Raw genomic sequence first — 21,670 nt, forward strand, 5'->3', positions numbered from 1 at the left:
TGGGGTGACACGGGGGTGAACACCCACGAACCCCCCGCGAGTACGTCCGAACTGTCGTGATCAACACCTTCATCACGACATTGTCTGCGTACTCGCGAGGGGTGAGGGGTGAAGCGGGGTGCTCTAGAAGTCCACCTTCGCCCGCGACCGCACCTTCGTCACGATGGAGAAGACCACCGCGATGACCATCAGCGTGTACAGGACGACGGTGATGCCACTGCCGACGAGGACGGAGACGTCCCCCTCACTGACGGCCAGGGCTCGTCGCAGCGAATCCTCGGCGAGCGGTCCCAGGATGACGGCGATGAGCACCGGCGCCAACGGGATTCCGAAACGGCGCAGCATGAATCCGATGATGCCGAGTCCGAGCATGGCGATGAGGTCCACGATCGAGGCGCTCACCGCGTAGACGCCGAGCGAGGCGAACACGGTGATGCCGGCGTACAGGTAGTTCTTGGGGATCTTGAGCAGCTGCGCCCACAGGGGGGCGAACGGCAGGTTCAGGATCAACAGGACCACCATGCCGACGAAGAGGCTGGCGAGCAGTGCCCAGACGACCTCACCGTTGCGCTCGAACAGCAACGGTCCCGGTTGGATCCCGTACTGCTGGAACGCTGCGAGCAGGATCGCTGCCGTCGCCGACGTGGGGAGCCCGAGAGCGAGAAGTGCACCCATCGCGGTACCGGCGGTGGAGTTGCCGGCGGCTTCCGGTCCGGCGACGCCGCGGATCGCGCCCTTTCCGAACATCGGGTTCTTGCTGCGTCGGTCCAAGCGGCGCTCGGTGCCGTAGGCCAGGAAGCTCGGCACCTCGGCGCCGCCGGCGGGGATGACGCCGAAGGGGACGCCGAATGCGGTGCCGCGCAACCATGCAGGCATCGCTTCGCGGAACTCTGCCTTGCTCAGGAAGGGTCGACCCTTCGACGGGATCAGCGTGGTGTCGTCGGGCTTGCCGATCTTCGAGGCGATGAAGATGACCTCGCCGAGGGCGAGCATCGCGACGGTGATGACCACCACGGAGATGCCGTCGAACAGTGCCGGTACCTCGAACGTGAACCGTGATGCGCCGGAGGGTCCGTCGATACCGATGACGGCGAGTGTCAGGCCGATCAGCAGTGCGCTCAGACCCTTGAGGACGGAGTCGGACACCACCGCGGACGTCGCGATGAAGGCGAACACCGCCAGGGCGAAGTACTCCGCGGGTCCGAAGTTCGTGGCCAGGTCGGCGAGCGTCGGGGCGAAGAACACCACGAGGGTGGTGGCGATGATGCCGCCGATGAAGGCGCCGATGGCGGAGGTGGCCAACGCTTGTGGGGCGCGGCCGTTCTTCGCCATGCGGTGCCCCTCGAACGTTCCCGCGATCGCCGTGCTGTTTCCGGGGGTGTTCATGAGGATGCCGGAGATCGAGTCACCGAACAGGCCGCCGAAGTAGACGCCGGCGAACATGATGAGCGCCGAGGTGGGCTCGAGGGTGAACGTCACGGGCAGGAGCAGGGCGACAGCCATGGCCGATCCGAGTCCGGGGAGGACACCCACCGCGGTGCCGAGCAGGGCGCCGACGACGACCCACACGATGTTCATGGGCGTCAGCGCGGTGCCGAAGCCGTCGAGGAGATTGGAGAGTGCGTCCATCAGAACACCGCCGCGAGGATGCCGCCGGGCAGCGTGAGCCCGAGTCCACCGGAGAAGACCAGCTGGACGACGGACGACATGACCAGCGCCACACCGGCGTCGAAGACGAACCGGGTGCCGCCGAGTCCGATCGAGACGCCCCAGAACAGCAGCGCACCGGCGAGAACCCATCCCAGCGGATTCAGCAGGGCGATGAACAGGGCGATCGAGCCGACGGTGATGCCGACGGAACGCCAGTTGGACACGGTTCCGGTGTTGGGCTCGCCTGCCTCGTCGACGCCGAGGTCGACCTCGTCCGGAGTGCGCAGCAGTTGAACCGCGACGAGCACGGCGATCACGAAGCACAGTCCCGCGATGATGGCCGGGAAGACCTGCGGGCCGGGCGATGTCGCGGTGTCGGGTACGTCCATGGTGACGGTGCCGTAGATCAGGAACAGGCCGAGGGCGACGAGAAGCGCCGACACCACCAGTCCGCTCCGGCCGTGGAGGAAACCACGATCGGTATCGGGCGGCGTTTCCGCCCGCGTGGTCGAAACACTCTCACTCATACCAGGCCCAACTCTCGGAGGATGTCGGTGATGCGGGTCTGTTCGACCTCGAGGAAGTCACCGAAGTCGTCCCCGGTGACGAAGGACGGCTTCCACCGGTTGCGCTCGATGGCGGTGTCCCACTGTTCGGTCTCCTGCATCTCGGTGACGATCTCGATCAACGTCTGCCTGTCGGTGTCCGAGATGCCGGGAGGTGCGACGAATCCGCGCCAGTTGACCAGGTCGACGTCGTACCCGAGTTCCTTGAACGTCGGGGTGTCGATCCCGTCGACGGGCTCGGGTGCCGCCACCGCGAGGGCGCGGACGTTCCCGGATTCGATCTGGTCGCGGAAGTCGTTGTATCCGCTGACGGCGATGCCGACGGTGTTGGACAACAGCGAGGTCAGCACCTCACCACCGCCGGAGAACGCGATGTAGTTGATCGCTGCCGGATCGATGTCGACCTGCTGTGCCAGCTGGCCGGAGACGATGTGGTCGATACCGCCGAGCGAGCCGCCGCCGATGGGGAGACCGCCGGGGTTGGCCCGCCATGCGGCGATGAAGTCCTCGAGGTTCTGGTACGGCGAGTCTCGCGGTACGACGAAGACCTCGAAGTCCTCGGCCATCTTGGCGATGGGCACAGTGTCCTGCAGGGTGATGTCTGAGTCGTTGATCGCGATACCACCGAGCATGACCGTGCCGGTCACCATGACCGTGGTCGACTGGCCCGTGAGATTCTCGAGCTGACTGAGCCCGATGGTCCCGCCGGCTCCGGGGACGTTCACCACCTGGGCGTTGTTCACGATGCCGTCGGAACGGAGTGCTTGCTGCGACTCACGCGCCACCAGGTCCCATCCACCTCCCGCGGCGGCGGGAGCGATCAGGGTCAACTTGGCGCGGGCGTCGGATCCGCTGGCGCTGCCGGCCGCGTCGATGCCGGCGACGGCGACGACGGCGACGACAGCGAGCGTGCCGAGCGCGCGCTTCACTGTGATCTGCATGGGCACGACAACTCAGGAGTGGTTTCGGTCACATCAGGAGGCTAGGTTCTGGATGTCCGAATAGTCCAGGGAATCCGAGTTGTGGCCATAGTGTGCACGGACGAATACCGCGAAACGTACGTCGCCGCGACGGAATCTCGGTGAACCTGGAGTCTCCCCGATGTGAAAGGCACCGTCATGACCGTTGCAGTAGCGATGAATTCGACACCCGAAGGCCGTGAGGCGCTCGTGCAGGGACAGGCGGAGGCGACGCTGAGGGGAACCGATCTCGTCGTCCTGTCGGTGATCGACGCCGATTCGGTCACCACCGCCCACCGGGACGCAGCCGAGGCGCAGGCACGTCAGGTGCTGGGAGAGAACTCCTTCACGGTGCGCGTCGAACCCGACGGCGGCGATCCGGCGGGGGCTCTCGTCGATCTGGTCTCGGATGTCGGTGCCACGCTGGTGATCATCGGATCACGTCGCCGAAGCGCGGTCGGAAAGTTCCTGACCGGCAGCACGGTTCAGCGCGTGTTGCTCGACAGTCCGGTCCCCGTGCTCGTGGTCAAGGCGAACGAGCACTGAGTCACGCTCGCCCCTGATCCCCGATCACCGTGTGCGCAGGACGATCTCGGTGGGATGCGCATCGGCAGGGGTGTCCACGGCCTGGCGGACGGCGCGGGCGACGGTCTCGACGGTGAGGTACTTCGAGGCGTCGTACTCGTCGCCCTCGCCCGCGACGATCGCGCGCTGCATGTCGGTGTCGATGCGCCCCGGGTGGACGGACGTCACGCGCAGGGTCGGCTCCTCGAGGCGCAGTGCGTCGCCGAAGGCCCGCAGCGCGAACTTGCTCGCGGCGTAGGCACTCCACCCCGGGTTGGCCCTGATGCCGGCGCCCGAGTTGATCAACACGACGTGGCCGCCGGCTGCTCGGAGCGCGGGCAGCAGGAGGCGGGTGAGCTCGGCCACCGCGAAGACGTTGGCCTCGAACGTGCGTCGCCAGTCCGCGAGCGTCAGCGTCTCCACCGTGCCGAGATCGGCGACGCCCGCGTTGTGCACCAGGACGTCGAGGCTCGTGATGTCCGCGGTGGCCGCGGCGAGAGCGTCCGCATCGGTGAGGTCGACGGGCCACGGCCGCGCGCTGATCAGTTCGTCGGAGATGCCCGCGACGGAGTCGGCCGTCGATCCCCCGACCCAGATGTCGTGATCGGCGGACAACAGGCGAGCGATTCCCGCTCCCAGTCCGCGGGCGGCTCCGGTGACGAGTGCTGTGCGTGGCATACAGCGAGGCTATCCGGCGCCCTTCTGGATGTGCGTCCGCATGTCGGAGTACGCCCTCGCGAAGGTCGCGACGTCGTCGTCGGTGAGGACGTCGAACATCGACGCCCGGACGGCGCCGACATGGCCGGGGCTCGACGCCGCGAGCTTGTCCATACCCGCGTCGGTGAGTTCCGCGAGCATCCCCCGACGGTCGTCCTCGCACTCGACGCGGACGACCCAGCCGGCGTCGACGAGTCGGGTGATCGCCCGGGTGACGCCACTGCGGGTGGTGGTCACCGCATCGGCCAGGTCGCGCATCCGCATCTGTCGGCCTGGTGCCTCCGAGAGCACGACGAGCAGCTCGAAGTCGGTGAAGGAGATCCCGGAATCGCGCGTGAGCTGCCGATCGAGCGTCTGCATCAGCAGACGCGTCGCGTCGAGGTACGAGCGCCAGGCGCGCTGCTCGTCCTCGGTCAGCCACTGAGTCATGACACGAGTCTACCCAAGTAGTTGACAGCGCAACCATGTGCGGTACTGTTCCCAATAGTTGACAACGCAACGATTCGATCGAAGGCGGAGACGATGAGCATGACAGCCGACGAGCAGCAGCGCTCGGACGAGTTCGAGGCCCGGCGCGACCGACTGCGGGGCCTGCACCTGCAGCCTGCGGAGTCCCGCCCGACGTCCTCGGCGCGCGGACTGCACCACACCGCGCTGATCAGCAGCGACGTCGAGCAGACCATCCTGTTCTACCAGGGTGTGCTCGAGTTCCCACTGACCGAGTTGATCGAGAACCGCGACTACCCCGGCTCGTCGCACTTCTTCTTCGACATCGGGAACAGCAACCTCCTCGCCTTCTTCGACTTCCCCGGCCTCGACGTCGGCCCCTACGGGGAGGTGCTCGGCGGACTGCATCACGTGGCCATCAGCGTGGAACCCGACCGCTGGGAACACCTGCGCACCAAGCTGACGGATGCGGGCGTCGAGCTCACGGAGCACAGTGGAGTCTCGATCTACTTCCGTGATCCCGACGGTGCACGCCTCGAACTCATCGCCGACCCGCTCGGCGAGATGTACGGCCACCACGTTCTCTGAGTCCGAATCACCCCCGAACCACGTCCCTCTCCCGAAAGGTCACTCATGACGAAGCTCGCGATCCTCTACTACTCCTCCACCGGCCACGGCACCACGATGGCGGCCGAGCTCGAGAAGGCCGCTCAGGCGGCCGGCGCCGAGGTGCGCGTCCGGCACATCGCCGAGACCCGTGACCCGGCGACCTTCGCCGAGAACCCCGCCTGGACTGCCAACTACGAGGCCACCAAGGATCTGCCGGCCGCTACCGGTGACGACATCGTGTGGGCCGACGGCGTCATCTTCGGCTCGCCGACCCGTTTCGGCAGCGTCGCGTCCCCGTTCCAGACCTTCTTCGACACGCTCGGTGGCCTGTGGGCCCAGGGCAAGCTCGCCGACAAGGCCTACGCCGCGTTCACCTCGAGCCAGACGGCCCACGGCGGCCAGGAGACGACCATCGTCAACCTGTACACCTCGCTCATGCACTTCGGCGGCATCCTCGTTCCCCCCGGCTACACCGACGGACTGAAGTTCGCCGACGGCAACCCCTACGGCGTCGGCCACGTCACCGGACCCGACAACCAGAACGAACTGGACGACGCGACCCGCGCCGCCCTCGGACATCTCGCCACCCGCGTCGTCACCATCGCGGGCAAGCTCGCTCGGTAGTCTCAGTTTCCATCCCGACAAGGGACCCCCATGACGAACTCCACCGCACCCGAACTCGACGTCCGTCGCGCCGACGACCGGCCGGCCACGAACATCGGCTGGCTCGACTCGCACCATTCGTTCTCGTTCGGACATCACTACGATCCCGACAACACCCACCACGGGGTGCTGATGGTGAACAACGACGACATCGTGGACGCGGGTACCGGTTTCGACACGCACCCGCACCGGGACATGGAGATCGTCACGTGGGTCCTGCAGGGATCCCTCGTGCACCAGGACTCCATCGGGCACAACGGGCTCATCTACCCGGGGCTCGCCCAGCGGATGAGCGCCGGCACGGGAATCCTGCACTCGGAGAAGAACGACTCGTGGCGTCTCGCGTCGGCGGAGAACCCGTCGCAGAAGCATCGGGACCCGGTGCACTTCGTGCAGATGTGGGTCGTGCCCGACGAGGCCGGCATCACCCCCGGGTACGAGCAGCTCGAGATCGACGACGAACTGCTCTCGGGCGGGCTGGTTCCGGTCGCGTCGGGAATGGACGCCTACAAGGACCACTCGGCGATCCGCATCAAGAACAAGTACGCCGCGATGCACGTCGCACGGTTGCGTTCCGACACCCCGGCTCAGGACCTTCCGGATGCTCCGTTCCTGCACGTCTTCGTCGCCCGCGGCGAGGCCTCGCTCGAGGGCGTGGGCCTGCTGCGCGAGGGTGACGCGGTCCGCATCAAGGGCGGTGGCGGACAGACACTGTCGACGACGTCCGCAGCCGAGGTCATCGTCTGGGAGATGCACGCCACCATCGGTCGCTGACCGTCACGGTTCGATCAGCCCTGGAGCCTGTTCGGCTCCAGGGCCGATCGCCGTCGCGAGTAGGTGAAGTAGAGCACCGACGTGGCCGCCAGCCAGACCGCGAAGAGGATCCACGTCTGGATGTGCAGGGTGCTGATGAGATACAGGCATGCGCAGATCGACAGGATCGGGAGCACCGGGTACAGCGGAACCTTGAAGCCGCGCTCGATGTTCGGCTCGCGGCGGCGCAGAATGATCACTCCGGCGGAGACGACGATGAAGGCCACGAGCGTGCCCATCGACACCAGGTCCGCCAGGAAGTCCAGTGGCAGGAAACCCGCGAGCAGGGACACGAAGAACGCCACGATGATCGTGTTCTTCACCGGTGCGAGGCTGCGAGGGTTCACCTGCGAGAACACCTTCGGGATCAGACCGTCGCGGCTCATCGCGAACAGGATCCGAGTCTGCCCGTAGAGGGTGACCAGCGTGACCGAGAAGATCGAGACGACGGCGCCCGCCGACAGCACGATCGACGGCCAGCTCGATCCTGTGACGTACTGCAGGATCTCGGCGAGACCGGCCTCCTGGCCCTCGAACTCGGTGTACTTCTGCGCGCCGATCGCCGACATCGTCACCAACAGGTAGATCAGCGTGACCACCACCAGCGCGCTGATGAGCGCGATGGGCAGCGTGCGCTTGGGATCGTGCACCTCCTCGCCGGCCGTCGACACCGCGTCGAGTCCGATGAACGAGAAGAAGATCAGGCCGGACGCCGCACCGACACCGGCGACTCCGAACGGGGCGAACGGTTCCAGATTTTCGAGACTGAATCCCGTGAAACCGACGATGGCGAACATCGCGAGGATGCCGATCTTGATGACGACCATGACGGCGTTCGCACGAGCGGACTCACTCGTTCCGCGGATCAGCAACACGGCGCACAGCGCGACGAGAACGATGGCGGGCAGGTTGACGCCGAAGCCGGCGCCGTCCCCGGGTGCATGCGACAGCACGTCCGGAATGCGTAGTCCGACAGTACGATCCAACAGGTCGTTGAGATACTGGGACCACAGCACCGACACCGCGGCCGTCGACACGCCGTACTCGAGGATGAGGCAGGCGCCGACGAGGATCGCGACGAACTCGCCGATGGTGGTGTACGTGTAGGTGTAGGTCGACCCGGAGGCCGGGATCGACGACGCCAGCTCGGCGTAGCAGAGCGCCGTCAGGCCGGCCGTGACGGCGGCGATGACGAACGAGAAGATGACGGCGGGCCCCGCCACCGGGACGGCGGACGAGAAGATGAAGAAGATGCCGGTGCCCACGGTCGAGCCGACGCCGATGCACGTCAGCTGGAACGTGGTGATCGACCGCTTCAGCCGACCTTCGCCCGTCGCCTCCAGGGCTGCGATGTCGCTGATCGACTTGCGTCGCAGCAGTCCCGAACCGTTGCCCGGATCGCTCATGTTTCCTCCACTATCGGCGCGGTTCACCGAGCGAATCGGCTTCCACGGGGAACGACCAGAATCGGAACAGGGCTGTGCCGCAGAATCTTCGACGCGGTGGAGCCGAGGAACACCCGGGCGAGAGGTCCGAGGCGGGACGAACCGAGCACCAGCAGGTCCTCGGGCCCCAGCTCGACCGAGTCCACCACGTGCTGCCAGTCCCCGCCGGAACCCACCGCGCACGTAGGGGACAGGGCCGGGTAGGCGGACGTGACGTCCGACGCCGCGGAGTGCAGCATCTCGGTGGCCTGCTCACGCCACTGCGACGTCACCAGATCCTCCGCGTCGTAGCCACCGAAGGGGGGATACGTCGTCGAGCGTCGTGGTGCGAACGCCACCAGGCGCAGCGCGATGTTCCAGCGCACCGCGAGAGCCGCTGCGGAATACAGCGCATCCTTGGCTTCCGGGGTCCCGGTGTAGGCGCAGGAGATGCGGGAGACGGCGTCGGTGCGGCGGCGTGCGCCGCGCGGCGCCAGTGCCAGCGGAACAGCCGACGAGTGCAGCAGCGTCTCGCTCGTGCTCCCCGGCGTGAAGCGATCGTCGGGACCGTCGGAGCTCCCCAGCACCACCAGGTCGGCATGGTGAGTGGCCGCCGCCGCGGTGAGTGCGGCCGACTCGGCGGCGTTCTCGGCGAAGAAGGCGGAGGGCGATCCCAGATCGGCCGGAGTGAGCAGGTCCGCCATCGCCGCATCGGCCCGAGCGGCCGCATCCGTGCCGCGCTCCTCGAGCCAGCGTCGGTACTCCGCGTCCACGTGCGCCATCGACGGGAACGGCCACGTCCGCGGCAGGACGGTGCACGTGCGGACCGTCATCGCGCCGCCCGCGGCCCGAGCGGTGGTCGCCATGCGCGCGGCCAGACCCAGAGCATCGTGACCGGAGTCGTCCGGCAGCCACCCGACCAGCGCGGACATCGACGCGGTCGACACACCCACCACCCCCGACCAGTTGCCCCGGCGCGTTCGACGCCGATGGCTCAGTATGCGACCGACGCGCCGGGCCCGCACCCCGACTCACCGGCGCGTCCTGCAGGATCGCGCCGTCCGACGGATGATGTCTCCCATGGCCGCTCCCGGATTCACCCCGACTCAGCTCGCGGCACGGGCCGCCTATCTCCTGCGCGGCAACGATCTGGGCACCATGACCAGCGCGGCTCCGCGTCTGTACCCGCACATGTGGAGCTGGGACGCCGCCTTCGTGTCGGTCGGGCTCGCCCCGTTGAGTGTCGAGCGGGCCGTCGTCGAGCTCGACACCCTGTTGTCCGCGCAGTGGTCCAACGGCATGATCCCGCACATCGTCTTCGCCAGCGGTGTCGACGGATACTTCCCCGGGCCCGCCCGCTGGCAGGTGAACGAACTCGCCGCGCACGCACCCGTCGGCGTCCACACCTCGGGGATCACGCAGCCCCCCGTGCACGCGATCGCCGTGCAGCGCATTCTCGATCACGCCCGTCGACGTGGGCGGACCACGCGGCAGGTCGCCGGTGAGTTCCTCGATCGGCGATGGCCGGATCTGGTGCGGTGGCACCGCTGGCTGGCACACGCACGCGATCAGAACCACACGGGGCGCATCACGCTGTACCACGGGTGGGAATCGGGCATGGACAACTCGCCGCGCTGGGACGCGGCGTACGCGAAGGTGATTCCGGGGGCGGTGCCGCCGTACATCCGGGAGGACACGTCCATCGTCACCGACTCGTCGCAGCGCCCGAGCAACATCGAGTACGACCGCTATCTCTGGCTGCTCGAGGAGATGAAGCTCGCCCGGTACGACGATCTCGCGCTGAACAGTGCCATGAGCTTCGCGGTGGAGGACGTGTTCGTCAGCGCGATCTTCGCCGTCGCCTGTGACGTGCTGGCCACCATCGGCGAGGACCATTCCCGGCCTCATGCGGACGTGCGGGACCTGCGCGCCTGGGCCGACCGGTTCCGGAGCGGCGTCGTCGCCACCACCGACGCGCGTTCCGGCGCGGCTCGGGATCGCGACGTGCGGTCCGGGGAGTGGATCAAGACCGACACGATGGCGATGTTCGCGCCGCTGCTGTGCGGTGGGTTGCCTCGTGACACCGAGCGGGCGCTGCTGCGACTCTTCGAGGGTCCGCGCTTCTGCGGGCACCCGGACTTCAAGTACGCCGTTCCCCCGTCGACGTCGCCGATCTCGCGGGACTTCCGACCTCGCGAGTACTGGCGCGGTCCCGTGTGGCCGGTGGTGACGTGGCTGTTCTCGTGGGCTTTCGCCCGACGCGGGTGGTCGGAGCGGTCGGCGATGTTGCGCGAGGAGGGGTTGCGGCAGGCGAGCGACGGCAGCTTCGCCGAATACTACGAGCCGTTCACCGGAGAGCCGTTGGGAAGCATGCAGCAATCGTGGACCGCGGCCAGCGTGCTCGACTGGCTGGGCTGACCGCGGTCCCCGACGGCAGGGAGAAGGTCAGACCTTCCACACCGCGACGACCGACGGACGGGGCTGCGAGTCGCCACCGTCGGGCCAGTGCGAGGCGGGGGCGTCGGCACTGGCGTCGTCCTCCTCGCCCGGGTGCTGCACGCTCACGACGACACGCTGCTCCTGCACGATCGGACCGCAGGTCTCGGCGCCCTTCGGCACGGTGAGGAACTGCTTCGTCTGGCCGCGGCGGTCACCGTCGAGAACCACCGAGAACAGGCCGTCGTTGGAGTCGAGGGCGTTGCCGTCCGTCGACACCCACAGGTTGCCGTCGGCGTCGAATGCCAGGTTGTCCGGGCACGAGATCGGGCTGACCTGCGACTTGTCGAAGCCACCGAAGTAGGTGTCGGCGGCTGCGGGATCGCCACAGACGAGCAGAAGGTTCCACGTGAAACTGGTCCCGGCGTGGTCGTCGTCGAGCTCGAGGACCTGGCCGTTCTTGTTCTTGTCCCGCGGATTCGCCTCGTCGGCGGCGGCCTTGCCCTCGGTGCCTCGGTTCGAGTTGTTGGTCAGCGCCACGTACACCTTGCCGGTGACGGGGTTCGGCTCGAAGTCCTCCGGCCGGTCCATCTTGGTGGCGCCGACCTTGTCACCGGCGAGGCGCGTGAAGACGGCGACCTCCTCGGCGGACATGCCGTCGACCAGGGACTCGCCGCGGCCGTCCTCGCCGGTACGCAACAACGGGATCCACTCGCCCTTGCCGGCGAACTGTCCCGTCGTCGGGAGCTTTCCGGAGCCGTCGATCTGGTCGGGCGCGTCACCGGAGAGCGTCGCGACGTAGAGGGTTCCGGCGTCGAGAAGCGTCACGTTGGACCGCAGTGCCGCAGCGCCGGTGCCCTGCATCATCTTCCGGCTGGAGACGAACTTGTACATGTAGTCGAAACGCTCGTCGTCACCGCTGTAGGCGACCACGGTGCCGTCGTCGGTCACGTGGATGGTCGCGGCCTCGTGCTTGAACCGGCCGAGTGCCGTGTGCTTGATCGGCGCTGCGGTGGGATCCCACGGGTTCACCTCGACGACCCAGCCGAAGCGATTCACCTCGTTCGGCTCCTGCGCCAGATCGAAGCGCTTGTCGAATCGCTCCCATTTGCGCTCGGACGCAGCACCTTCCACGCCGTAGCGCGCCAGACGCTCGGCGACCACGGGGTCGGTCACACTCTCGGCGTTGGCGAAGTACTGGTTGATGTTCTCCTCGCCGGACAACACGGTGCCCCACGGGGTGACGCCACCGGAGCAGTTGTTGAACGTGCCGAACACCCTGGTGCCGGTGGGATCGGCGGAGGTCTTGAGGAAGTCACTGCCGGCCGCGGGTCCGGTGAGGACGAACTCGGTCGATCCGGTGATGCGACGGTTGTAGCGGCCCATCTGCGGGGTGAGCTTGCCCGAGCCGTTTTCACCGGCCACCTGGACCACCGAGAGACCATGGGCGGCAAGGCCGATGGCGACCTGCTCCGCGGTGGGGTTCTCCGCGTCGTACCCCTTGAAGAGGAACGGTTCCGTCGTGTACTCGTGGTTGACCACCAGCAGGTACTCGGTGGACGACCCGTCGATCGGCAGCAGACCCGCGAAGTCGTTGTTGAATCCGAACTGCTTCTCCTGGGCCGCCGAGGTCTGGTTGTCGAAGTCGAAGGCAGGCGCACCCTCGACCACCGGGTCGCCCCACCGGATGACGACGGCCTGCTCGTACCCCTCCGGGACGACGACCGCGTCCTCGGTGTTGGGCGCGACGGCGGCGAAGTCGAGTCCACGCGGCTCCGGGGTCGGGGTGGCCGACGCGGTGGTGGCCGTGCCCGAGTCCTCTGTGCCGCACGCGGCGAGGGCGCTGGTGGCGCCGACGGCCAGCACGGCCATCGCACTACCGCGCAGGATGCCGCGGCGCGTCATCGCCGTCTTGACGATGTCGCCGAAGTACTCGCTCGACGACGTGTTGGGCACCTCGTGGAAGCAGGCGTCGCCGCACTTGTACTTGCACGTCAGCGACGACCGCGAGGAGCTGCCGTCGTGCTGATGGGAGACGATCAGGGGAAGCGGAATCGTGGTCACCGGTCGACCGTAGAAGTGCCGGGCAAAAGGCAAAGGGAAGGTAAGCAACTCCCCGGGTGCAGGAAGGTGAACGGTGGGCGAACGTGTGTCGTCGGGGCACGCTCCGGGTAGACCGAGAGCGACGCGGAGACACCGCGACGAAGGAGGCACGACATGCCGATGCTCTCGGTGGGAGTCGAGAACGACGCCCCGATCGACCTGCACTACCAGGACCGAGGCGAGGGCGCGCCGGTGGTGTTGATCCACGGCTGGCCGCTCAACGAGCGGTCGTGGGAGCCCCAGATCGTCGCACTGCTCGACGCGGGCCACCGCGTCGTCACGTACGACCGGCGTGGATTCGGCAGCTCGTCGCAGCCCGAGTCCGGTTACGACTACGACACGTTCGCCGCGGACCTGTCGGTCCTGCTGGAGACGCTCGACCTGCGGGACGTGACGCTGGTGGGTTTCTCCATGGGCGGCGGCGAGGTGGTGCGCTACCTCGCGAAGTACGGCAGCGACCGCATCGCGAAGGCGGTGCTCGCCGGTGCTGTTCCCCCGTACCTCTACAAGTCCGAGGACAACCCCGACGGCGGCTTGGACGACGAGACGATCGCGGGTTTCGAGAACGGCGTCGAGGAGGACCGCAACGCCTTCCTCGACGGCTTCGCCACCAACTTCTTCAGCGCGAACGGCGAGCTGAAGGTCTCGGAGGAGGATCGTCAGTACGCGGTGGACATGGCGGCCGAAGCGTCGACACCGGCGATCCTCGGGTGCATCGAGGCGTTCGCGCGCACCGACTTCCGTGAGGACATGCCGAAGATCGACGTCCCCACCCTCGTCATCCACGGCGACGCGGACGCCATCGTTCCGTTCGAGGTGAGCGGCAAGCGTTCACACGAGGCGATCGCGAACAGCACCCTGGTACTCGTCGAGGGCGGCCCGCACGGGTTCAACACCTCGCACCCGGATCGGTTCAACCAGGAGCTGCTCGCGTTCCTGGGCTGACGCGCACTCGCGAGGTGGGCGCGACAGCCCACCTCGCGAGAGTCGGTCAGGCCGCCCCGAGGAGCCCGTGAGGGTCGAGCACGAACTTCGTGGCCTCACCGGAGTCGAAGTCGGCGTAGCCCTGCGGAGCCTGCTCGAGCGAGATGGCGCGTGCGTTGACGGCCTTCGCGATCTGCACGCGATCGTGCAGGATCGCCATCATCAGCCCGCGGTGGTACTGCATCGTCGGGCACTGTCCGGTGGCGAAGGACAACGACTTGGCCCACCCGGTGCCGAGGCTCAGCGACAACGCGCCGACCTTGGCGGCTTCGTCGGATGCGCCGGGATCGCCGGTGACGTACAACCCCGGAATTCCGAGCGAACCACCCGCCGTCGTGATGTCCATCAGCGAATTCAGCACGGTGGCCGGCGCTTCCGTCGCCGACCCGTCACCGTGACCGCGTGCCTCGAAACCGACGGCGTCGACGCCGCAGTCGACTTCCGGTACCCCGAGCAGCTGCTCGATCTGATCCTTCGGATCGCCCTTGCTGACGTCGACGGTCTCGCAACCGAAGCTTCGGGCCTGTGCGAGCCGGCTCTCGTTGAGGTCGCCCACGATGACGACGGCGGCGCCGAGCAGTTGCGCGCTGGCCGCGGCGGCGAGCCCGACCGGGCCGGCGCCGGCAATGTAGACCGTGGATCCGACCCCCACTCCGGCGGTCACGCAGCCGTGGAAGCCGGTGGGGAAGATGTCCGACAGCATCGTCAGGTCGAGGATCTTCTCCATGGCCTGGTCCCGGTTCGGGAACTTCAGCAGGTTCCAGTCCGCGTACGGCACCATGACGTATTCGGCCTGGCCGCCGACCCAGCCGCCCATGTCGACGTAGCCGTAGGCGGCGCCGGGACGATCAGGATTGACGTTCAGGCAGATGCCGGTCTTGCGTTCCTTGCAGTTCTTGCAGCGACCGCACGCGATGTTGAACGGCACCGAGCACAGATCACCCTGCTTGATGAACTCCACGTCGCGGCCCACCTCGATGACCTCGCCCGTGATCTCGTGCCCGAGCACCAGGCCCTCGGGTGCCGTCGTGCGGCCGCGAACCATGTGCTGATCGCTGCCGCAGATGTTGGTGGACACCACCTTCAGGATCACTCCGTGCGGGCACTCGCGGCCCACACTCGCCGGGTTCACGCCGGGCCCGTCTTGCAAGGTGAAGCTGGGGAAGTCGATGTCGACGACCTCGACCTTCCCGGCTCCGGCGTAGGCGACGGCTCTGTTGTCGGCCATGTTTTCAGCTCCCGTTCGAGGTAGAGCGCCGACATTCTCGAGTGCGAATGTCGGCATCTCTCTCGACCGTACGCGGGATGCTGTGCGCCGCGTCACATTCGCGGCTCGGGGATCAGAGCACTTCGGACAGGAACCTCTGCAGTCGCTCGGTCTGCGGGTCGTCGAACAGCGCTGCGGGCGGGCCCACCTCGACGGCGCTGCCGTGGTCCATGAACAGCACGCGGTCGGACACCGAGCGGGCGAAGCCCATCTCGTGCGTGACGACGACCATCGTCATGCCGCCGGTCGCGAGGTCCGCCATGAGGGCGAGCACGCCCTTGACGAGCTCCGGGTCGAGGGCGGACGTGGCCTCGTCGAAGAACATCACCTGCGGTTCCATGGCGAGTGCTCGCGCGATGGCCACTCGCTGCTGCTGACCGCCGGAGAGGTTGCCGGGGCGCGAGCCCGCTTTCTCCTTCAGGCCCACCTTGTCGAGCTGGGCGAGCGCGGCGGCGTGTGCGTCGTCCTTGCTCAGTCCCTTCAACTTCCACGGACCGAGCGCGACGTTGTCGAGGACGGTCCGGTGCGGGAACAGGTTGAACTGCTGGAACACCATGCCGATGCGCTGGCGCAGCGCGTCTGGATCGTCCTTCAGCACCGAGCGTCCGTCGAGCAGGATGTCGCCCTGCTCGGGCTCGTGCAGTCGGTTGAGCACGCGCAGGAGCGTGGACTTGCCCGACCCGGAAGGTCCGATGACAGTGGTGGTGGCTCCTGCGGCGACGTCGATGTCGACGCCGCGCAGGACCTTGTTGGTGCCGAAGGACAGGTGCAGGTCACGGCCGGCGAGTGAGACGCCGGTCAACGGCTCGGTCGAGGGTGCGGTGGTCATGTGTCAGCCTCTTTCCACGACGATGGCCTGCTCGACCGGGTCGAGTGTCTGCTCGGCCTTGCCGACGCGCAGACGCTTGTCGATGTAGTTGACCAGGTGGGTCAGCGGGACGGTCATCGCGAGATAGACGAGTCCGGCCGCCACCAGGGGTGACAGGTTTCCGGTCTGCGCGTTGAGGTCTCGGCCGACGGCGAACAGTTCGCGCTGTGTCGCCAGCAGACCCAGGAAGTAGATCAGCGACGAGTCCTTGATCAGCGAGATGAACTGGTTGACGAGTGCGGGAAGCACGCGCCGGACACCCTGCGGCACCACGACCAGGCGCATCGAGCGTCGGTAGCTGAACCCGAGAGCACGCGCTGCCTCGATCTGCCCCTTCTCGACGCTCTGGATGCCGGATCGGAAGATCTCGCCGATGTACGCGGCCGCGAGCAGCGACAACGCCACCGCACCGAGCCAGTACGGGTTGTTGCCGGTGATGCCGCTGACCACCGGTCCGATGCCGAGACCGATGACGAGGATGATCACGACGGCGGGCAGTCCGCGGAAGATGTCGGTGTAGACGCGTGCCGGCCAGCGCAGCCAGCGGGTGCGGGACAGGCCCGCCAGTGCGAGAAGCATGCCGAGAACCGTGCCGATGATGCCCGATGCCAGCGCGAGGATCAGCGTGTTCGGGAGGCCGGTCTTCAGCAGGTCCGGCAGCGCCTGCTTGTAGAGGTTCCAGTCGAAGAACGTGTCGCCGAGCTGCTCGAACGTCGACTTCGGTGCGACGGCCTGCGCGGCCGGGGCATTCGCGTCGTTCTCGGCGGCGATGGCCGCGAAGTCGGGAAGCTCGGGCTGCGGCGCTGCCTTGCTACCGGGCTTGAATCCCTCCGGGAGTTCGCGCGGCACCCAGTCGGAGTACAGCTGGGCCCAGGTCCCGTCCTCGATGATCGCGTCGAGGCCGGAGTTCAACGCGTCGATCAGCGGCTGGTTGTCCCGCGCGACGGCCCACCCGACGAAGTTGTTGAGGCTGAACGTGTTCTGCGTGATCGCGGTGCCGTCCTCCGGCTTCACCAGGCCCTCGGCCTGCTGCGACGGTGCGACCCAGGCGTCGATCTGTCCGGTGCGGAGATTTGCGTACGCGGTGTTGTAGTCGGGGAACTTCACCGGGTCCAGGCCCAGGGTGTTGACGACGTAGTCGTCCTGCACCGTTCCCTGCACGACGCCGATACGGGTGTCCGGCCCCAGGTTCTCGAAGGCGGTGATCGGTCCGCCGGCCTTCGCGACCAGGGAGAAGTAGCCGAAATCGTAGCCGTTGGTGAAGCCGACCGTGTTGCGCCGCTCGTCGGTGGTGGTGATGGACGACGACCCGACGTCGAAGCGTCGGCCGGCGACCTGCGCGAGCAGACCCGAGAACTCGGTGCCCGAGAAGTTGATCTGCAGGCCGAGCTTCGCGGCGACGGCCTTCAGCAGCTCGTTGTCGTAGCCGGTGTAGGTGCCGGAGCCGTCGACGCAGATGCTCGGCGGCGCGTCGGAGAGCGTGCCGACGGTGAGCTGGCCGGGCGTGATCAGTCCGAGCTGCGAGGTGTCGATGCGATCGAGCGGCGTGACCGACGGCGTCGTGTACCGATCCTCGGTCGCGGCGGCGGCCGCGGCGTCGAAGTTGGTCGGCGTGGACGACGCGCTGTCCACACCGGGAGGTGAGCACAGTTCGGTCGGTGCCGCGGCAGCGGACGAGGAGCCGTCCGACGAGCCGCCGTCCGAGGTGCCGCAGGACGCGAGGAGGACGGCGAGGAGAAGTGTGGAGACGAGGACGATGAGTTTCCGTCCCACGCGGTGCGCAAGCATGAGATGAACACTAGGGCTCACGTGCCGGGATCACCGAAACGTCGAACGCGCAATGGTTGTGCTCAGTGATCTGTTGCCGGTGATCGCCGTGGGGACCGCTCCGACCAGGGGTCTAGTCTCCGTCGGGGCGCACGTCACCGACTATCCAGGACGCCTGGAGGGTGTGCGCCGGGGGACGGAAGGTGTTCGTATGTACTCCAGTCTCGAGTACCCGCTGACGGGCGCTCCGGATGCCGGCAACACGGCGTGGGTTCTGGCCAGTGCCGCGATGGTGCTGTTGATGACTCCGGGGCTCGCGTTCTTCTACGGCGGCATGGTGCGCGTGAAGAGCGTGCTGAACATGATGATGATGAGCCTGTCGGCCATCGGGGTCGTGTGGGTCCTGTGGGTCCTGTTCGGATACTCGATGGTGTTCGGCGACGACAGCGTCGGTGGGTGGATCGGGGACCCGACGCAGTTCGCCGGCCTCACCTCGTTGATCGGCGGCAGCTTCGGAGCCGGGGGCGGCGCGGTTGAGATCCCGCTGGTGGGAACCGTTCCGGCGCTCGCCTTCGTGGCCTTCCAGGCAGGCTTCGCGATGGTCACCGTGGCGCTCGTGTCCGGCGCCGTCGCCGACCGGATGCGTTTCATGCCGTGGGTGATCTTCGCCGGCCTCTGGGCGACACTCGTCTACTTCCCCGTCGCACACTGGGTGTTCGCGTTCGACGGTGTCACCGCGGAGACCGGGGGCTGGATCGCCAACCAGCTGAAGGCCATCGACTTCGCCGGGGGCACCGCGGTGGAGATCAATGCCGGCGCGGCCGGACTGGCGCTCGCCCTGGTCGTCGGCAAGCGTCGTGGGTGGCCCCGGGAGGCGATGCGGCCGCACAACCTGCCCGCCGTCATGGTGGGTGCCGGGCTGCTGTGGTTCGGCTGGTTCGGCTTCAACGCCGGATCGTCGCTCGCGGCGGACGGCGTCGCCGCGGTCGCGTTGGTCAACACGATGGGCGCGGGCGCGATGTCGATGGTGGCGTGGCTGGTGGTCGAGAAGATCCGCGACGGGAAGGCCACATCCTTCGGCGCGGCGTCGGGTGTCGTCGCCGGTCTGGTGGCCATCACGCCGTCGTGCACGGCCGTCACCCCGATCGGCGCTCTGGGCGTCGGCGCTGCCGCCGGTGTCGCCTGCGCCCTGGCGATCGGCCTCAAGTACCGCTTCCGGTACGACGACTCGCTCGACGTGGTCGGAGTGCACCTGGTCGGTGGCATCGTCGGCACGCTCATGATCGGCCTCCTCGCGAGCAGCGACATGCCGCCCGGTGTCGACGGCCTGTTCTACGGCGGCGGCGTCACGCAGCTGGGTCGACAGGTGGTCGCCGTCGTCGTCGTTCTCGCCTATGCGTTCCTGGTCACCGCGGCCATCGCCACGGTGCTGAAGCTGACCATCGGGATCAGAGCGGATCCGCAGCACGAGACGGACGGCATCGACGAACACGAGCATGCCGAGTCCGCGTACGAGTTCGCCTCCTCGCACGGCGGACACGGCAGCTCGGGGCTGTTCGGAAAGCAGTCCGGCTGACTGTCAACCCTGGTGCGACCGCGCCCAGGAGATCGCGCCGGTCAGCTCGGTGAGGTCGTAGTCGGGGCCGTTGACGCCGACGGTGAAGAGGGTGGCTCCGGCGTCGACGAAGGCCTGCGCGTCGTCCGCGCCCGGCCACGCCACCGATCGCTCGATCTGCGACACGTCGCGGCCGACGGTCTCACCGTGTCCGGCCAGGACCTCGGACTTGTGCTTCAGCGCGTCCAGGTCGGCGAAGCTGTGCCAGACGTCGGCGTAGCGGGCGACCATCTTGAGCGTCTTCTTCTCACCGCCACCGCCGATGAGAATCGGGATGTGGCGAGTGGGCGCCGGATTGCCGACGGCGAGACGCGAGGTGATGCGGGCGAGACTCTCGTCGAGCAGTGCCAGGCGTGAGCCGGCGGTGCCGAAGTCGTAGCCGAAGTTGTCGTAGTCCTTCTGGTTCCACCCGGCGCCGATGCCCAGGATCAGCCGTCCTCCACTGATGTGGTCCACGGTGCGCGCCATGTCGGCCAGCAGGTCGGGATTGCGGTAGCCGCCGCCGGTGACGAGCGCGCCGATCTCGACGTTCGAGGTCTGCTCGGCCCAGGCGCCCAGCATCGTCCAGCACTCGAAGTGGGCGCCGTCGAGGTCGCCGTACAACGGGTAGAAGTGATCCCAGTTGAAGACGATGTCCACGCCGGCGTCCTCGGACCGCAACACCGCGTCGCGGATGAGGCCGTAATCGGGGGCGTGTTGGGGCTGAAGCTGAACTCCGATGCGAACGGACATGTGTGATCCTTCGGTGAGTGCGCTGGCTGTCGCTTCCATGGTGCCCGGCCTGTCAACCGATGCGCACTCCACACGAGTGCATCGTCGCGCGGAGGACGAAACCTGCCTCGGCGCCGATGATCTCCGAGACCAGGGTGAGATAGCGATCGACGAACGCGCCGCCGTGGGCCGGTTCGGGGTGGTCGTCCGGATCGCCGGGTTCGAGATGGTGCGCGATCTCGTGCAGCACCACCATCTCGCGCAGGGCCCAGGCGCGTCCCCGTACGTGGAGTGGGACAGCGATGGTGGCGGTGTCGACCTCGTAGTGCGCGGCGCCCGCGCCCGAGCGGGCCCGGACCCGTACCGGGACCGCCGCGCGTGGCCACTCGCTGCGCACCCAGTCCAGAGCGGTGACGCCGTCGACGTAGGTCTGGACCGAGTCGAGCGAGGCGAAGCGCCGCTCGATCGGCAGGGTGACCGTGGACCCGAGGATCTCGACGGTGCGCAGGCCCCGTTCGTCCGCGCGGTCGAACATGGTGCGGACCTGATGCTCGGCGTCGTAGACGCGGGAGCGCTGGCTGTCGCGGGTCACCGTTCGAGTTGTCCTCGGGGGCCGCCGATCTCGCTCTGATTGCCCAGGCGTGCACGTCGACCGGCGTGGTCTCCGGCTCGCCGAGCCTCCGACGAGTACGAGCGACCCGAGCTGCCGCGCCAGGTACCCCGGGCGGTGGAAGCGGACCGGTAGAAGTCGCGCAGCTCGATCTCCTTGTCACGCAACACCAGTGCGGTGCCGGCCTCGGGAGCTTCCGTGGCGACCGCCTCGGCCTCGGCCTCCTTCTTGACGGCGGCCAGGCGCTCGCCGACCCGGTGCGCGAACGCGGTCTGGAACTCGATCCTGGCAGTGACGCCGGCGAGCGGCGCCCGCTCGACCGTGCGATAGCGCCGGCGTCCTCGGACGACGGTGACCTCACGGTCCACGGTGGCGTCCCGGTACGCACCCGACGAGATGTACGTGTCGCTCGCGCGCACCATCTGCACGAGCAGGCTCGCGTACAGGGCCTCGCACGTGTCGATGTCGCTCTCGAACCCGTACGCGAAGACCTGCGTCGACGACTGCGCCACGTCGCACTGCACGTCGTTCGCGCGGGCGATGGCCACGAACAGCAGGACGTAGGTGCGCAGGCCCTTCTTGCCGTGCTCCCCGATGTGGACGACGCGCTGCACCGGCGTCGCCCGCTTCTCGCGCGAGGCGGTGTGCGAGCGTGCCACGGCCAGATCGACCGAGGCGGCGGTCGCGAGACGCTGCGCGGCCTCCATGAACGCCTCGGCCTCGTGGGGATTGTCCGTGGACTCGGCCTGACGCAGAAGCCCACCGATGCGGGCCACCATCCTGTCTGAACTCACGGGCCGAGAGTACGCCCGGACCAGCCGTGAGCCGGGCCCACCGAGCGTCCCCGGGGACGGCCGTCCACAGGCGCTCGCAGGGTCTTGCGGACGGCCGCGTCGG

Annotated in this window: 21 protein-coding genes; 7 read left to right on the forward strand and 14 right to left on the reverse strand. The window is 67.7% G+C overall.

Going from position 1 to position 21,670, the window contains the following annotated elements:
- Window positions 1-123: 123 nt before the first annotated feature.
- Genes J4E04_RS00615 through J4E04_RS00625 form a run of 3 tightly spaced genes read right to left on the reverse strand, consistent with a single transcriptional unit; the run spans window position 124 to window position 3,157 of the window.
- Window positions 124-1,629 carry a tripartite tricarboxylate transporter permease gene (locus tag J4E04_RS00615; protein ID WP_490149684.1) on the reverse strand — a complete coding sequence of 502 codons (1,506 nt, stop codon included), beginning with the start codon at window positions 1,627-1,629 and terminating at the stop codon, window positions 124-126.
- Window positions 1,629-2,177, reverse strand: coding sequence for a tripartite tricarboxylate transporter TctB family protein (locus tag J4E04_RS00620; RefSeq protein WP_056440883.1), 549 nt, complete (start codon window positions 2,175-2,177; stop codon window positions 1,629-1,631). Before J4E04_RS00620 ends, J4E04_RS00615 begins: the two co-directional genes overlap by 1 nt.
- On the reverse strand, window positions 2,174-3,157 hold the full coding sequence (locus J4E04_RS00625) for a Bug family tripartite tricarboxylate transporter substrate binding protein (RefSeq protein ID WP_235578857.1): 984 nt from the start codon (window positions 3,155-3,157) through the stop codon (window positions 2,174-2,176). Before J4E04_RS00625 ends, J4E04_RS00620 begins: the two co-directional genes overlap by 4 nt.
- Before the next feature lie 177 nt (window positions 3,158-3,334).
- On the opposite strand from J4E04_RS00625, the gene J4E04_RS00630 reads away from it, so the two are divergent.
- Window positions 3,335-3,721, forward strand: coding sequence for a universal stress protein (locus J4E04_RS00630; RefSeq protein ID WP_027505984.1), 387 nt, complete (start codon window positions 3,335-3,337; stop codon window positions 3,719-3,721).
- Window positions 3,722-3,745: 24 nt separating this feature from the next.
- Here the strand turns inward: J4E04_RS00630 and J4E04_RS00635 are convergent, their stop codons facing one another.
- Window positions 3,746-4,417 carry an SDR family oxidoreductase gene (locus J4E04_RS00635; RefSeq protein ID WP_490149685.1) on the reverse strand — a complete coding sequence of 224 codons (672 nt, stop codon included), beginning with the start codon at window positions 4,415-4,417 and terminating at the stop codon, window positions 3,746-3,748.
- Window positions 4,418-4,426: 9 nt separating this feature from the next.
- Entirely contained in the window at window positions 4,427-4,885 is a 459-nt protein-coding gene (locus tag J4E04_RS00640) for a MarR family winged helix-turn-helix transcriptional regulator (RefSeq protein WP_027505986.1), read from the reverse strand.
- Window positions 4,886-4,984: 99 nt separating this feature from the next.
- Between J4E04_RS00640 and J4E04_RS00645 the strand changes: the two genes are divergently transcribed.
- From J4E04_RS00645 to J4E04_RS00655, 3 genes are read left to right on the forward strand one after another with little or no spacing between them, the layout of a single operon-like run.
- Window positions 4,985-5,491: a VOC family protein gene (locus J4E04_RS00645; protein WP_490150596.1), complete on the forward strand. Its 507-nt coding sequence runs from the start codon at window positions 4,985-4,987 to the stop codon at window positions 5,489-5,491.
- A 45-nt stretch (window positions 5,492-5,536) separates the two neighbouring features.
- Window positions 5,537-6,136 (forward strand): NAD(P)H:quinone oxidoreductase, encoded by a 600-nt coding sequence (wrbA, locus tag J4E04_RS00650; RefSeq protein WP_027505988.1) that lies wholly within the window; start codon window positions 5,537-5,539, stop codon window positions 6,134-6,136.
- Window positions 6,137-6,166: 30 nt separating this feature from the next.
- Window positions 6,167-6,949 carry a pirin family protein gene (locus tag J4E04_RS00655; protein WP_285186452.1) on the forward strand — a complete coding sequence of 261 codons (783 nt, stop codon included), beginning with the start codon at window positions 6,167-6,169 and terminating at the stop codon, window positions 6,947-6,949.
- Window positions 6,950-6,963: 14 nt separating this feature from the next.
- Here the strand turns inward: J4E04_RS00655 and J4E04_RS00660 are convergent, their stop codons facing one another.
- Window positions 6,964-8,394: an amino acid permease gene (locus J4E04_RS00660; RefSeq protein ID WP_490149686.1), complete on the reverse strand. Its 1,431-nt coding sequence runs from the start codon at window positions 8,392-8,394 to the stop codon at window positions 6,964-6,966.
- Between the two features lie 23 nt (window positions 8,395-8,417).
- The gene (locus J4E04_RS00665) at window positions 8,418-9,359 is read right to left on the reverse strand and encodes a universal stress protein (RefSeq protein WP_155957043.1); all 942 of its coding nucleotides are present in this window, start codon (window positions 9,357-9,359) and stop codon (window positions 8,418-8,420) included.
- Window positions 9,360-9,492: 133 nt separating this feature from the next.
- Here J4E04_RS00665 and ggh point away from each other — a divergent pair, with 133 nt between their 5' ends.
- On the forward strand, window positions 9,493-10,830 hold the full coding sequence (gene ggh, locus J4E04_RS00670; protein ID WP_204869410.1) for a glucosylglycerate hydrolase: 1,338 nt from the start codon (window positions 9,493-9,495) through the stop codon (window positions 10,828-10,830).
- 27 nt (window positions 10,831-10,857) lie between these two features.
- Here the strand turns inward: ggh and J4E04_RS00675 are convergent, their stop codons facing one another.
- A complete protein-coding gene (locus J4E04_RS00675; RefSeq protein ID WP_027505992.1) occupies window positions 10,858-12,912 on the reverse strand; it encodes a PhoX family protein in 2,055 nt (684 codons plus the stop codon).
- Window positions 12,913-13,065: 153 nt separating this feature from the next.
- On the opposite strand from J4E04_RS00675, the gene J4E04_RS00680 reads away from it, so the two are divergent.
- Window positions 13,066-13,896, forward strand: a complete 831-nt coding sequence (locus J4E04_RS00680) for an alpha/beta fold hydrolase (protein ID WP_056440899.1) — start codon at window positions 13,066-13,068, stop codon at window positions 13,894-13,896.
- Between the two features lie 46 nt (window positions 13,897-13,942).
- Here the strand turns inward: J4E04_RS00680 and fdhA are convergent, their stop codons facing one another.
- The 3 genes from fdhA to J4E04_RS00695 all read right to left on the reverse strand — a co-directional run bounded on the left by fdhA (window position 13,943) and on the right by J4E04_RS00695 (window position 17,858).
- Window positions 13,943-15,163: a formaldehyde dehydrogenase, glutathione-independent gene (gene fdhA / locus J4E04_RS00685; protein WP_056440903.1), complete on the reverse strand. Its 1,221-nt coding sequence runs from the start codon at window positions 15,161-15,163 to the stop codon at window positions 13,943-13,945.
- 112 nt (window positions 15,164-15,275) lie between these two features.
- A complete protein-coding gene (locus J4E04_RS00690) occupies window positions 15,276-16,031 on the reverse strand; it encodes an amino acid ABC transporter ATP-binding protein (RefSeq protein ID WP_056440906.1) in 756 nt (251 codons plus the stop codon).
- A 3-nt stretch (window positions 16,032-16,034) separates the two neighbouring features.
- On the reverse strand, window positions 16,035-17,858 hold the full coding sequence (locus tag J4E04_RS00695; RefSeq protein ID WP_222632432.1) for an ABC transporter substrate-binding protein/permease: 1,824 nt from the start codon (window positions 17,856-17,858) through the stop codon (window positions 16,035-16,037).
- A 190-nt stretch (window positions 17,859-18,048) separates the two neighbouring features.
- Between J4E04_RS00695 and J4E04_RS00700 the strand changes: the two genes are divergently transcribed.
- Window positions 18,049-19,413 (forward strand): ammonium transporter, encoded by a 1,365-nt coding sequence (locus J4E04_RS00700; RefSeq protein WP_027505997.1) that lies wholly within the window; start codon window positions 18,049-18,051, stop codon window positions 19,411-19,413.
- Window positions 19,414-19,416: 3 nt separating this feature from the next.
- Here J4E04_RS00700 and J4E04_RS00705 read toward each other — a convergent pair whose 3' ends face one another.
- Genes J4E04_RS00705 through J4E04_RS00715 form a run of 3 tightly spaced genes read right to left on the reverse strand, consistent with a single transcriptional unit; the run spans window position 19,417 to window position 21,567 of the window.
- Window positions 19,417-20,184 carry an LLM class F420-dependent oxidoreductase gene (locus J4E04_RS00705; RefSeq protein ID WP_027505998.1) on the reverse strand — a complete coding sequence of 256 codons (768 nt, stop codon included), beginning with the start codon at window positions 20,182-20,184 and terminating at the stop codon, window positions 19,417-19,419.
- 52 nt (window positions 20,185-20,236) lie between these two features.
- Window positions 20,237-20,755 carry a TIGR04338 family metallohydrolase gene (locus J4E04_RS00710; protein WP_056440909.1) on the reverse strand — a complete coding sequence of 173 codons (519 nt, stop codon included), beginning with the start codon at window positions 20,753-20,755 and terminating at the stop codon, window positions 20,237-20,239.
- Window positions 20,752-21,567: a DUF2786 domain-containing protein gene (locus J4E04_RS00715; protein ID WP_056440912.1), complete on the reverse strand. Its 816-nt coding sequence runs from the start codon at window positions 21,565-21,567 to the stop codon at window positions 20,752-20,754. Before J4E04_RS00715 ends, J4E04_RS00710 begins: the two co-directional genes overlap by 4 nt.
- Window positions 21,568-21,670 lie beyond the last annotated feature (103 nt).

Source organism: Rhodococcus sp. NFXS4 (assembly GCF_058139645.1).